The following is a 12363-nucleotide window of genomic DNA, read 5'->3' as shown; positions in this document are numbered from 1 at the left end:
AAAACCCTGTGGGAGCGGGCTTGCCCGCGAAGGGCTGCAAAGCAGCCCCGGGCGACCTGACCCACCGCGGAAAAACGAGGCCCAAAGAGGCCCACCGCCAACTTCAACCTACTGACTGCCCATGTACACACAAAATTTCGTCACCCCGTGCCCGGACTGGGCCACGGCGCTTCTCAACGGCTTCAGCCAGGTACTGCTGCAGCGTAGCCCGCTGTGCGGCCTGTGTTGCTTGCTCGCCATCCTCCTGACCGCACCGCAGCTGGTCGGTGGTGCCCTGCTGGGCGCACTGGCCGGTTTGCTCACGGCGCAGCGACGCGGCTATGACCGGGCTGATCGCCAGGCCGGCCTGTACAGCTACAACGGCGTACTGATTGGCATCCTGTTCAGCCTGGTATTGCCATGGTCGGTAATCTTGCCGCCGCTGATCATCGCCGCCAGCGGCCTGTCGAGCATCCTCGTCCATCAATGGCGCAAACGCGGCGCCTGCCTGCTGCCGGCCTATACCGCACCGTTCGTGCTGCTCGGCTGGGCCGCGCTGTTGGCAGCGCAGCCATCTGCTGCCAGCGCCACGGTCAGCGCCGAGCCCCTGCAGGCGCTGGCACGTGGCCTGGGCCAGGTGTTTCTGCTGGAGCAGCCGCTGGCGGGGCTGCTGATTGCCATCGGTTTGTTCCTGTCCAACCGCAGCGCCGCACTGTGGGCGTTGTTCGGCTCAGGCCTGGGCGCCTGCGTCGCGCTGCTCATGGGCGATGCGCATAGCGCCGGGATGGGCTTGCTCGGTTTCAATGCCGCGCTTGCGGCACTGGCCTTTTGCGGCCAGCGCGAACGGCCGTGGCTGCCACTGCTGGCGATCGTCCTGGCCATCGCCCTGCAACCGCTGTTCAACCTGCTGCCGGTGGCCGCCCTGACCGCGCCGTTCGTTGCCGCCTGCTGGCTGCTGCACCTGAGCAGCCGCCTGCCGCGCGGGCTGGCGGGGGGCAAAGCGCGCCGCTTGCACAGCTGAGGGGCAAGCCCTAGGCTCTGCGCACTGCACCTATGGAACGCGCCCCATGAACTCCCCGGCGAGCCTGCGCGAGCGGCTCTACATTCTGGTTTTTCAATCCGACACCACCGCTGGCAGACGCTTCGACAAGACCCTGCTGCTGATTATTCTGGCCAGCCTGGTGGTGGTGATCCTCGACAGTATCGATGAGGTTCACCAGAACTATTCAGGCCTGCTCGCCGCCATCGAGTGGGGCTTCACGGCGATCTTTCTCGCCGAATACCTGACCCGCCTGTACTGCTCGCCCAAGCCGCTGCGCTATGCCTTCAGTTTCTACGGCCTGGTCGATCTGCTGGCCATCGTGCCGGGCATCATCGCCTTGTATTACAGCGACGCCCAGTACCTGCTGATCATCCGCGTGATCCGCATGCTGCGGATCTTCCGTGTGCTCAAGCTGAGTCCGTACCTCAAGCAGGCCAACTACCTGATGAGCGCGCTGCGCGGCAGCAAGCAGAAGATCATCGTGTTTCTGGTCAGCGTGTCCACGCTGGTGACCGTGTTCGGCACCTTGATGTACGTGGTCGAAGGCCCCGAGCATGGCTTCACCAGCATCCCCAAAGGCATCTACTGGGCGATCGTCACCCTGACCACCGTGGGCTTTGGCGACATCGTGCCGAAGACGCCACTGGGCCAGGTGCTGTCGTCGCTGGTGATGATCACCGGTTACTCGATCATCGCCGTGCCGACCGGCATCTTCACCGCTGAGCTGGCCAACGCCATGCGCGGCGAACAACTCCAGCACGACTGCCCGACCTGCCGCAAAAACAGCCATGAGCACGGCGCCGCGTTCTGCTCGCGCTGCGGCAATGCGCTGTTCCCCAAGAAGGAATAACCAAAGCGTATTTCGTTCTTTAAACGCTTGAGAAACACCCGCTATAGTCGCAGGCACTCTGCCATTAACTCTTTCAAGAACAAGGATCGCGTCGTGAAAAAACTGTTTACCGCCTCGCTGCTCGCCGCAGGCCTGACCCTGGCCAATCTGGCCCAGGCTGCGCCGACGCTGCTCAACGTGTCCTATGACGTGATGCGCGACTTCTACAAAGACTACAACGCCGCCTTCCAGAAGCACTGGGAAGCCGAGCACAAAGAAAAGATCAACCTGCAGATGTCCTTCGGCGGTTCGAGCAAGCAGGCGCGCTCGGTGATCGATGGCCTGCCGGCTGACGTCATCACCATGAACATGGCCACCGACATCAATGCCCTGGTCGACAACGGCAAGCTGGTCCCGGACAACTGGGTAACGCGCCTGCCGAACAACAGCGCGCCGTTCACCTCGGCCACCGTGTTCATCGTGCGCAAGGGCAACCCCAAAGCGCTGAAAGACTGGCCAGACCTGCTCAAGGACGGCGTCCAGGTGATCGTGCCCAACCCCAAGACTTCCGGTAACGGCCGTTACACCTACCTCTCGGCCTGGGGCTACGTGCTGAAGAACGGCGGCGACGAGAACAAGGCCAAGGACTTTGTCGGCAAGCTGTTCAAGCAAGCGCCAGTACTCGATACCGGTGGCCGCGCAGCTACCACCACGTTCATGACCAACCAGATCGGCGACGTGCTGGTCACCTTTGAAAACGAAGCCGAGATGATCGCTCGCGAATTCGGTCGCGATCAGTTCGAAGTGATCTACCCAAGCGTATCGGCCGAAGCCGAGCCGCCGGTCACCGTGGTCGACAAGGTGGTCGACAAGAAAGGCACCCGCGCCGCCGCCGAGGAATACCTGAAGTACCTGTGGTCGCCACAAGGCCAGGAAATCGCTGCCAACAACTACCTGCGCCCGCGTGATCCAGCGGTACTGGCCAAGTACACCGACCGCTTCCCGAAAGTCGACTTCCTCTCGGTAGAGAAGACCTTCGGTGACTGGCGCACCGTGCAGAAGACCCACTTCAACGACGGTGGCGTATTCGACCAGATCTACACCGGCCAGTGATCGACTGATCCCTCGCCAGAGCGTTCCGGGCCAGGCAATGGCCCGGATTGCATCGAACTTCCCCCGCCTTCGGCAATCAGTTCCTTGAGTAACCCCAACGCCCGCCACGGCCCAAGGAGTACTCCAGTGCTGCGCTTGCTAACCCCGTTACTCCTCAGCCTGTTGCTGAGCACCTCACTCTACGCCGCCGACCCCGCCCCTGCCGAAGCCCCCGCCGAAGAACCTGCCCCGGTGTTGCAGGGTGGCTTGCTGGGTGCCCTGGCCGATGGCCTGGACAGTGCAGCCAAAGACCTCGACCTCGATGCCCATGTGGTAGACACCTGGCGTTTGCGCACCGACCGTGCCAGCAAAGAGATGGAGCGCCTGGTGGACCGCCACTCGGGCAACGACGGCCTGCAACTGATCGGCGATTTTGTCCTGCTGACAGTGGCCTGGGCCGCCAGCTTCTCGCTGCTCAGCCTGCTCGGCCGCTGGCTCGCCGGCCGCTGCGCGCGCACCGCCCTGCTGCAACGGCGCAAGCGCCTGCGTGGGCTGTTGGGGTATCTGTTGCCCTACACCTTGCCGGCCCTCGCGAGCTTGCCGCTTACGCTGTACGCCAGCCGCTTTCTCGACCCGTCGATTGCCCGCGCACTCGGCCTGAGCCTGGCCTACGCGACCAGCAGCGGCTTGTTCTCGACCTCGATCATCCTCTGCCTGATCACCCTGTTCGATGCCGGCCACAAACGCCCGGCGGTTGCCGTGATCCGGCAGATGGCACCGCGTGCGTTGTTCATGATCGGCTTTCTCGCGGCCTGGAGCGACGCGCTGACCAGCCCGCAGATTGCCCGCCAGATAGGCGGCAATATCACGGCGAGCATTGCCGTGATTACAGGCCTGATCGCCACCTTCATCTTTGCCAGCCTGGTCCTGCGCCTGCGCCGGCCGGTGGGGCACCTGATTCGCAACCGCGACCTGCATGATCGCCTGCACCATCGTGCAGTACAGGAGACCCTGCGGATCTTCTCCAAGCTGTGGTACCTGCCGATCCTGATGATGATTCTGGTCTCGGCGATCAACCTGATCGGTGCCGGCGAAGAGAGCCAGAAAGCCCTGCAGAACGCCCTGCTCACCACCGTGCTGCTGGTTGCCACGCTGTTCCTCAGCACTCTGCTGCAACACCTGCTGGCGTCACGCAAGGTTGATACGCAGAAAATCCGCCCGTACAAGGAACTGCTACGCAGCCTCGCCCATGCGCTGTTGCGCATCGCCATGGCGATTACCTTTATCGAGCTGCTCGGGCGCATCTGGGGTTTCTCGGTGATCGACTTCGCCCTGAGCAACCGCCTCGGCCAGGCGATCAGCAATTCAATTTCAAGCATCGGCCTGATCCTGCTGGTCACCTGGCTGCTGTGGGTAGTGCTCGACACCGCCATTCAAGAGGCGCTGAAGCCACCCGTCGGCAAGCGCAGCTCGCGCCAGCCCAGCACGCGAGTGCGCACCATCCTGCCGATGCTGCGCAATGCGGTGAAGGTGATCCTGGTGGTGATCTGCACCATCACCACCATGGCCAACCTGGGCATCAACGTCGCGCCCCTGCTGGCGGGTGCTGGGGTGATCGGCCTGGCCATCGGCTTTGGTTCCCAGCAGCTGGTGCAGGATGTGATCACCGGCCTGTTCATCCTGATCGAAGACACCATCTCGATCGGTGACTGGGTGGTGCTCGACTCCGGCCACGCCGGCACCGTTGAGAGCCTGACCATCCGCACCCTGCGCCTGCGCGACGGCAAGGGCTTCGTCCACTCAGTGCCGTTCGGCCAGATCAAGGCTGTCACCAACCAGTCGCGGCAGTTCGCCTATGCGTTCTTCTCGGTGCAGTTCACCTACGACAGCGACGTCGATCAGTCGCTGGCGTTGATTCACGAGGTGGGCAAGTCGATCAGCGAAGACCCACTACTGCGGATCAACCTGCAAGGGCCGCTGCAGGTGTTCGGCGTCGACCGCATGGACCTTAACGGGTTTGTTCTGACCGCGCAGTTCCGGACCATTTCCGGTGGCCAGTATGCGGTTAGCCGGGCCTTTAACGAGCGTCTGAAAAAGCGCGTCGACCAGACCGACAACGTCGCTTTCGCCCAGGTCTACCCGATGCCCGCCCAGGCCCGAGCACTGCCGGCCTGAACCGCGCCAATGACTGTCGCCCTCGCTGTCGAGGGCGGCAGTTCACACCTGGCGGAACACCAGCGCCTTCAGGCCACCTTCAGGGTCAGCATCGGGAAACTCCGGCGGATTCTGCAGACGCTCGATGAACTGCAACCCCGGCGCCTGCTCAGCCATGCCCTTAATGAGGAAGTCCGAGCCAATCGCCGGGTCGTTGACACACGCCAGCACCGTGCCGCCTGCGCTGAGCAGCTCGGGCAAGCGGCGCAGGATTTTCGCGTAGTCCTGGGTCAGTACGAAGCTGCCGCGCTGGAACGTCGGCGGGTCGATGATGATCAGGTCATACGGCCCGTACTTGCGCACCTTGCCCCATGACTTGAACAGCTCATGGCCCAGAAACGCCACCTGCCCCACATCATGGCCATTGAGCCGATGGTTCTCGCGCCCGCGCGACAGCGCCGACTTGGCCATGTCCAGATTGACCACCTGCGCAGCACCGTTGGCGATCGCCGCCACGGAGAAACCGCAGGTATAGGCGAACAGATTGAGTACCCGCTTGCCGGCGGCGTGCTCACGCACCCAGCGCCGGCCATAGCGCATGTCGAGGAACAGCCCGTTGTTCTGGCGTACACCCAGGTCGAGCAGATAGGTCAGGCCGTCTTCAACCACCTCACGCTGCTGCACTGGCTCGCCGAGCAACCACTGGCCCGGGCTGTCAGGCAGGTAACGGTGCTGGATCAGGATCGCCTCGCCGGTCCACAACGGGCGCTCGGCCAGACGAAGCAGCATCGCCTCAAGCTCTGCCAGTTGGCCCTCGGGCGGCTCGCGGAATAACGCCACCAGCAACACACCCTGCAGCCAATCCACCGTGATCTGCTCAAGCCCGGCCCAGCAGCGGCCACGGCCATGGAACAAGCGGCGAGTTTCCAACGGAGCAGGGTCGAGGGCGGTGAGCAGATGCTGCTCGAGGGTATCAATCACGGAGGTCATGGGCGCGTCGCTGAGGATCAAAATGGGCCATTCTACCCGCTTCAATCGCACTCAGTCGCATGGACTTGGCGCCGCTTTGACCGGGGCGCGAAACCACCAGCCTTGCTGCATGCCGGCAGCGGCCAGCAGAATCAACGCAACCCCCAGCCACTGCAACGGCGCCAGCCGATGGCCGAAGGCGAACCAGTCGACCAGGATCGCCGCAATCGGGTAGATGAACGACAGCGCGCCGGTCAACGCAGTCGGCAGACGCTGGATCGCGCTGTACAGCAGCACATACATCAGCCCGGTGTGGACGGTGCCGAGGGTCAACAAACTGGCCAGAGCCGGCAGTTCGGTGGGCAACCCACCAAGCTTGACCCACGGCGCCAGCAGGGCGATGCCAGTGCTGACCTGGATCAGCGCGATCAAGTGCGGCGGCGTACCGCTCAGGCGCTTGATGATCAACGCCGCCACCGCATACAGCAACGCCGCCCCAAGTGCGAGGGCAATCCCCAGCAGATAGTCGCTGCCACTGCTCTGGCCGTTGCCATGGGCACTGACGATGGCCAGCATGCCGACGAATGCCACGCCCAGCCAGCTCAGTTTGGCCAGGGTGATCTTCTCGCCGAGAAACACCGCAGCCAGGCCGACCAACAGAAACGGCTGCACGTTGTATACCGCCGTACCGATGGCGATCGACGCCCGCGAATACGAGGCGAACAGCAGCACCCAATTACCGACGATGGCCACCCCGCTGACAATCGCCAGCAGCACGGCGCCGCGGCTGATCACGCCGGCCTTGAGCAGGCCCAGGCTCGCGCAGATCAGCAGTAACGCCCCCGCGCCGAACACACAGCGCCAGAACACTACCTCCAGCACCGGTTGTCCGGACACCAGCACGAACCAGCCAATCGTCCCGGAAATCAGCATGGCAACGATCATTTCCAGCGAACCACGGCGTATTGAACTGTCCATCGGCCACCTCCGTTGATGATGGCAACAGTATGACGAGGGCTGCCTGCCGCCTTCCAGCGGATAACCAAGGCAAAAATCGCCATTCACCTTTACGATCAAGGCAAATCAGACGCTTTACCTAATGAGGTACTTATGACCGATGCCACCGACCAACTGCTGATCACCGCCCTGATGGAGGATTCGCGCCGCTCGCTCAAAGCGCTGGCGCAGATCAGCGGGCTTTCGGCGCCCAGTGTCAGCGAGCGGCTGCGCCGGCTGGAAGAACGCGGCGTGCTGCGCGGCTACACCGTCGAGATCGATCCGCGCTGTTTCGGCTATCAGTTGCAGGCGATCGTGCGCATCCGCCCGCTGCCGGGCCAATTGCAGGAAGTCGAGCGCCAGATCATCGCGATTGCCGAGTTCACCGAGTGCGACAAGGTGACCGGCGAGGACTGCTTTATCGCCCGCCTGCATGTGCGCTCGATGGAGCAACTGGACAGCTTGCTCGACCGCATCAATGTCCTGGCCGAGACCAACACCGCAATTATCAAGAAGAGCCCAGTGAAACGCCGCCTGCCGCCGATGGCCGAGTGAGCGACTTTCCTACAGACCGGCACGGCCAGATTGTGCTGCTTATTTTTTGTACACAGGATTGTCACCTAAGGTGCCATTTTTGTGTGCACTTCTGGGAAGCACGGCACCAAGACGTTACACACGCAGCGCTAACTAATTTGACCGATTGATCAGCAAACCAAGTTGGTAAAAAATTTAACCTGTTCAATCGGTCAACTTATAAATAACTTAATTCAGTAAGTTATGGATTTATATGGAGAACTCATAGACCGCTAAAGTGCAAACTTGCACACCCGATGGCATGGAACTGGCTTTGCTGTGCTTGTGTTTTGTATACAACTTGAACAAAACCTAAATACACAACAACGCGCAGCGCCTGCCCCAAGCAGGCCGCAGCCTCCAGAACCCAGTGATGCCAAGGAATCAACAGTGACAAGACGAGACCGTGCACCCTCGCCCTTCACTGCAACCTGCGCATCAGGAGCCGCCGGAATGAGTAGCAGCCTCGACCTTGCCCCTGAACTATCCGTCGCCAGCACCGCCCAGCCATCAACCCTGACCGGCCAATCGCCGGCCCTCGAACTCAGCCCGCGCCTGCACAACCGCGACCTCGCACCGACCCGCCTCGAGGGTCGGCGCTGGGGCGGTTACAGCATCTTTGCGCTATGGACCAACGATGTGCACAACATCGCCAACTATTCCTTCGCCATGGGCCTGTTCGCGCTCGGCCTGGGTGGCTGGCAGATCCTCTTGTCGCTGGCGATCGGCGCAGTGCTGGTGTACTTCTTCATGAACCTGTCTGGCTACATGGGGCAGAAGACGGGTGTGCCGTTCCCAGTCATCAGCCGCATCGCGTTCGGTATCCACGGCGCACAGTTGCCGGCGTTGATTCGCGCGGTGATCGCCATCGCCTGGTTCGGCATCCAGACCTACCTTGCCTCGGTGGTGCTGCGCGTGCTGCTCACCGCAGTCTGGCCGCAAGTGGCTGCGTACGATCAAGACAGCATCCTCGGCCTGTCGAGCCTGGGCTGGGTGTGCTTCGTCGCGATCTGGCTGGTGCAGCTGGTGATCCTTGCCTACGGCATGGAGATGGTGCGCCGTTATGAAGGCTTTGCCGGCCCAGTGATTCTGCTGACAGTCGCCAGCCTGGCCGGTTGGATGTACTTCCAGGCCGACACACGCATCGCCTGGTCGGTGGCCGAGCCGCTGACCGGTTATGAAATGTGGCGCAATATCTTTGCCGGTGGCGCCTTGTGGCTGGCGATCTACGGCACCCTGGTGCTGAACTTCTGCGACTTCGCCCGCTCCTCGCCGTGCCGCAAGACCATCCGCGTCGGCAACTTCTGGGGCCTGCCGGTGAATATCCTGGTGTTCGCGGTGATCACCGTGGTGCTCAGCGGTGCGCAGTTCAAGATCAACGGCCACATCATCGACAGCCCCACCCAGATCGTTGCGACAATTCCTAATACGCTGTTCCTGGTACTGGGTTGCCTGGCGTTCCTGATCGTCACCGTGGCGGTGAACATCATGGCCAACTTTGTCGCCCCGGCCTTTGTCCTGAGCAATCTCGCCCCGCGCCACTTGAACTTCCGCCGCGCCGGCCTGATCAGCGCCACGCTGGCGGTACTGATCCTGCCGTGGAACCTCTACAACAGCCCACTGGTAATCGTCTACTTCCTGTCCGGCCTGGGCGCCCTGCTCGGCCCGCTGTACGGGGTGATCATGGCCGACTACTGGTTGCTGCGCAAAGGCCAGATCAACGTGCCTGAGCTGTACAGCGAAAACCCGGCTGGCGCCTATCACTACACCCGCGGCATCAACTGGCGGGCGATAGCGGCCTTCGCGCCGGCGGCGCTGCTGGCCATCATCCTCGCGCTGGTACCCAACTTCCACGGCGTGGCGCCGTTCTCCTGGCTGATCGGTGCCGGCATCGCGGCTGCGCTGTACCTGCTGATTGCTCCGCGCAATCGCCAATACCACGACGTCAGCGGCGAGTGCATTGCCGTCGACCACAGCAGCCACTGATCAAGGAGGCCCTTGCATGCGCATTCTTATCGTCAACGTCAACACCACCGAAGCCATCACCGAGGCGATCGCCGAGCAGGCCCGCAGCGTCGCCGCACCCGGCACCGAGATCGTCGGCCTGACGCCCTACTTTGGCGCCGAGTCGGTGGAGGGCAATTTCGAGAGCTATCTGGCGGCCATCGCGGTGATGGACCGCGTGCTCGCCTACGACCAGCCATATGACGCAGTGATCCAGGCAGGCTACGGCGAGCATGGTCGCGAGGGGCTGCAGGAGCTGCTCGATGTACCGGTGGTAGACATCACCGACGCCGCCGCCAGCACTGCCATGTACCTCGGCCACGCCTACTCGGTGGTAACCACCCTGGACCGCACCGTACCGCTGATCGAAGACCGTCTGAAACTCTCCGGCCTGTACGACCGCTGCGCCTCAGTGCGCGCCAGCGGCCTGGCGGTGCTGGAGCTTGAAGAGGACCCACAACGAGCGGTGGACGCCATCGTCGAGCAGGCTGAACGCGCCGTACGCGACGACAAAGCCGAAGTGATCTGCCTCGGTTGCGGCGGCATGGCCGGCCTCGACGAGCAGATCCGCCAGCGCACCGGGGTGCCGGTGGTGGACGGTGTCAGCGCAGCGGTAACCATTGCCGAATCGCTGGTGCGCCTTGGCCTGAGCACCTCCAAGGTGCGCACCTACGCTACGCCGCGGGCGAAAAAGGTGGTTGGCTGGCCGATGCGCCTGGGCCGCTGATCAGCCCTGCCCGGCTCAGGTCGGGCAGGCCTTGTTGCCACCATCCAGACCCTGACGCACGTTACGGCTGAGCATGCTCGCCTTGCCGTCGTGCCAGGTCAGGGTAATCACATACAGGCTGTCGAAATCCTCATTGCTCCAGTCCTCGGTGATGACTCGCTCGTCACCCAGGGCCTTGCCGGCCACGGCATTGATCAGATCCGGCAGGTAACCGTGCGACCACGCGGTGTAGACGGTGGCGTTGCGGTACTTGTCGGTCAGCAATTCATCGGCCAGCTCGTCGTAGTCATTGGCGCCGAAGTCGATATTGACCGGCAGGCCCAGGCGAATGGCGCTGGGGCTGATGGTCATCAGCGGGCGAATATAGCTGTAGCGCTCATCCTGGCTACCCTCTTCGACGTGCCGCGAGGGGTTGGCAGCGAAGACATAATCGGCATCGCCGAAACGCGCCGGCAGCACGTTAGCCAGCTCGATGGCTCGATTGAGTCCCTGACAATTCAACTGGCCGAGGCCCTCACCGGGCTTTTCTGCGTGGCGCAGAAACACCAGCGTCTGGGTGCCATCAACCGGCTCATCATGGTTGTGCACCACGGCATAGGTCAGTGGCACCAGCACTGCGGCAAACGCAGCGGCGAGGTAGAGATGACGGCGTCGCAAGGACTGCAGCAACTTCATGGCGATGGACTCATCCGGCGAATAAAGGAGAAGGCGTCCGTGCCTGCGTTTCATGATCATCAGTGCAGACTGGCGCGCCAGACCTGCAAACTGGATCATCTTGACCGACAAATGTGAACGAAATTCATTTGCCGGCTAAATTCGCTGGATGAAGTTGTTACAGCATCAGTCGTCGCGGGTCAGCACTTCGAGCAATTCGATCTCGAAGGTCAGGTCGGAATTGACCGGAATCGCGCCGACGCTGCGCTCGCCGTAGGCCAGGTGCGCCGGCACCTGCAGCTTGCGCTTGCCGCCGACACGCATGCCCATCAGCCCCTGATCCCAACCCTTGATCACGCGGCCGGTGCCGATCACGCACTGGAACGGCTTGCCGCGCGACCAGGAAGAATCAAACTCGCTGCCATCGGCCAGCCAGCCGGTGTACTGGGTGGTGATCAAGGCGCCCTTGACCACAGCCTTGCCGTCGCCTTCGAGCAGGTCGGTGATCTGTAATTCGTTGTTCATGAAGCTCCTTGGGATAGCTGCCGCTGCACTCAGATGAACACACTGCCCTTCAGGTACAGCGCGCCGTGGCCGCTGATGATAACCCGGCCGTTGCCGAGCACCTCACAGTGCAACTGGCCTTTGCGCGCACCGCCCTGCTCGCAGCGCAGGCTGCTTTGGTCCAGGCGTTGGGCCCAGTACGGCGCCAGCGAGGTGTGCGCCGAGCCGGTCACCGAGTCTTCGTTGATGCCCACACGAGGACCGAACCAACGGGTGACGAAGTCAAAGCCTCGGCCCGGCGCGGTCACGGCAATACCACGCACATCGAACGCGGCCAACGCGACGAAGTCCGGGGTCAGGGTCTCGATCAACGACACGTCGTCAATCGCCACCAGATAGTCATCGCTGCGGTACACCTCACGCGCGCTGTTCAAGCCGAGCGCCTCCAGCAAGCCTGGCGGGGTCGCTACCGGCTGCGGTTGCTTGGCCGGAAAGTCCATTGCCAGCATACCGTCGGCGCCACGGCTGACCCGCAGCTCGCCGCTGCGGGTACTGAAGCGCAGCACCTCGGCCTGCTCGCCGAGCTGCTCGAACAACACCCACGCCGAGGCCAGGGTGGCATGCCCACACAGGTCGACTTCCACCGCCGGGGTAAACCAGCGCAGTTGGTAACCCTCGCCGTGTTTGACGAAGTAGGCAGTCTCGGACAGGTTGTTCTCTTCGGCGATGCGCTGCAGGGTGGCGTCGTCCAGCCACTGCTGCAACGGGATCACTGCCGCCGCGTTACCGCCAAAGGGCTTGCTGGAAAAAGCGTCTACCTGAAAGATCTCGAGTTGCATG

General features: G+C 62.6%; 12 protein-coding genes. 7 read left to right on the top strand and 5 right to left on the bottom strand.

Annotated elements, in window-relative coordinates; all coding sequences use genetic code 11:
• The first annotated feature begins 121 nt into the window (after positions 1 to 121).
• The 4 genes from ACQZ2L_RS17415 (at position 122) to ACQZ2L_RS17400 (ending at position 5117) form a co-directional block, all read left to right on the top strand.
• The gene (locus ACQZ2L_RS17415; RefSeq protein WP_430327128.1) at positions 122 to 1000 is read left to right on the top strand and encodes an urea transporter; all 879 of its coding nucleotides are present in this window, start codon (positions 122 to 124) and stop codon (positions 998 to 1000) included.
• A 46-nt stretch (positions 1001 to 1046) separates the two neighbouring features.
• The gene (locus tag ACQZ2L_RS17410; protein ID WP_181088100.1) at positions 1047 to 1871 is read left to right on the top strand and encodes an ion transporter; all 825 of its coding nucleotides are present in this window, start codon (positions 1047 to 1049) and stop codon (positions 1869 to 1871) included.
• A 93-nt stretch (positions 1872 to 1964) separates the two neighbouring features.
• The gene (locus tag ACQZ2L_RS17405; protein ID WP_430327127.1) at positions 1965 to 2963 is read left to right on the top strand and encodes a sulfate ABC transporter substrate-binding protein; all 999 of its coding nucleotides are present in this window, start codon (positions 1965 to 1967) and stop codon (positions 2961 to 2963) included.
• 126 nt (positions 2964 to 3089) lie between these two features.
• The gene (locus ACQZ2L_RS17400; RefSeq protein WP_430327126.1) at positions 3090 to 5117 is read left to right on the top strand and encodes a mechanosensitive ion channel family protein; all 2028 of its coding nucleotides are present in this window, start codon (positions 3090 to 3092) and stop codon (positions 5115 to 5117) included.
• A gap of 42 nt (positions 5118 to 5159) precedes the next feature.
• Here the strand turns inward: ACQZ2L_RS17400 and ACQZ2L_RS17395 are convergent, their stop codons facing one another.
• Positions 5160 to 6086, bottom strand: a complete 927-nt coding sequence (locus tag ACQZ2L_RS17395) for a class I SAM-dependent methyltransferase (RefSeq protein ID WP_430327125.1) — start codon at positions 6084 to 6086, stop codon at positions 5160 to 5162.
• A gap of 51 nt (positions 6087 to 6137) precedes the next feature.
• A complete protein-coding gene (locus ACQZ2L_RS17390) occupies positions 6138 to 7043 on the bottom strand; it encodes a DMT family transporter (RefSeq protein WP_430327124.1) in 906 nt (301 codons plus the stop codon).
• Positions 7044 to 7175: 132 nt separating this feature from the next.
• On the opposite strand from ACQZ2L_RS17390, the gene ACQZ2L_RS17385 reads away from it, so the two are divergent.
• From ACQZ2L_RS17385 to ACQZ2L_RS17375, 3 genes are all read left to right on the top strand, one after another.
• Positions 7176 to 7616: an Lrp/AsnC family transcriptional regulator gene (locus ACQZ2L_RS17385; RefSeq protein WP_430327123.1), complete on the top strand. Its 441-nt coding sequence runs from the start codon at positions 7176 to 7178 to the stop codon at positions 7614 to 7616.
• 471 nt (positions 7617 to 8087) lie between these two features.
• Positions 8088 to 9620: an NCS1 family nucleobase:cation symporter-1 gene (locus tag ACQZ2L_RS17380; protein WP_430327122.1), complete on the top strand. Its 1533-nt coding sequence runs from the start codon at positions 8088 to 8090 to the stop codon at positions 9618 to 9620.
• 16 nt (positions 9621 to 9636) lie between these two features.
• The gene (locus ACQZ2L_RS17375; RefSeq protein WP_430327121.1) at positions 9637 to 10365 is read left to right on the top strand and encodes an aspartate/glutamate racemase family protein; all 729 of its coding nucleotides are present in this window, start codon (positions 9637 to 9639) and stop codon (positions 10363 to 10365) included.
• A gap of 15 nt (positions 10366 to 10380) precedes the next feature.
• On the opposite strand, the gene ACQZ2L_RS17370 is transcribed toward ACQZ2L_RS17375, so the two are convergent.
• From ACQZ2L_RS17370 to ACQZ2L_RS17360, 3 genes are all read right to left on the bottom strand, one after another.
• Positions 10381 to 11040, bottom strand: a complete 660-nt coding sequence (locus ACQZ2L_RS17370) for a histidine phosphatase family protein (RefSeq protein ID WP_430327120.1) — start codon at positions 11038 to 11040, stop codon at positions 10381 to 10383.
• A gap of 165 nt (positions 11041 to 11205) precedes the next feature.
• A complete protein-coding gene (locus ACQZ2L_RS17365; protein WP_430327119.1) occupies positions 11206 to 11544 on the bottom strand; it encodes an FKBP-type peptidyl-prolyl cis-trans isomerase in 339 nt (112 codons plus the stop codon).
• A gap of 29 nt (positions 11545 to 11573) precedes the next feature.
• A complete protein-coding gene (locus ACQZ2L_RS17360; RefSeq protein WP_430327118.1) occupies positions 11574 to 12362 on the bottom strand; it encodes a PhzF family phenazine biosynthesis protein in 789 nt (262 codons plus the stop codon).
• Position 12363: the final 1 nt, after the last annotated feature.

Source organism: Pseudomonas shirazensis (genome assembly GCF_050496565.1).
GTDB lineage: Bacteria > Pseudomonadota > Gammaproteobacteria > Pseudomonadales > Pseudomonadaceae > Aquipseudomonas > Aquipseudomonas shirazensis_A.
Note: the sequence above shows the minus strand (reverse complement) of the source record. Positions and strands in the feature narration are given on the sequence as shown.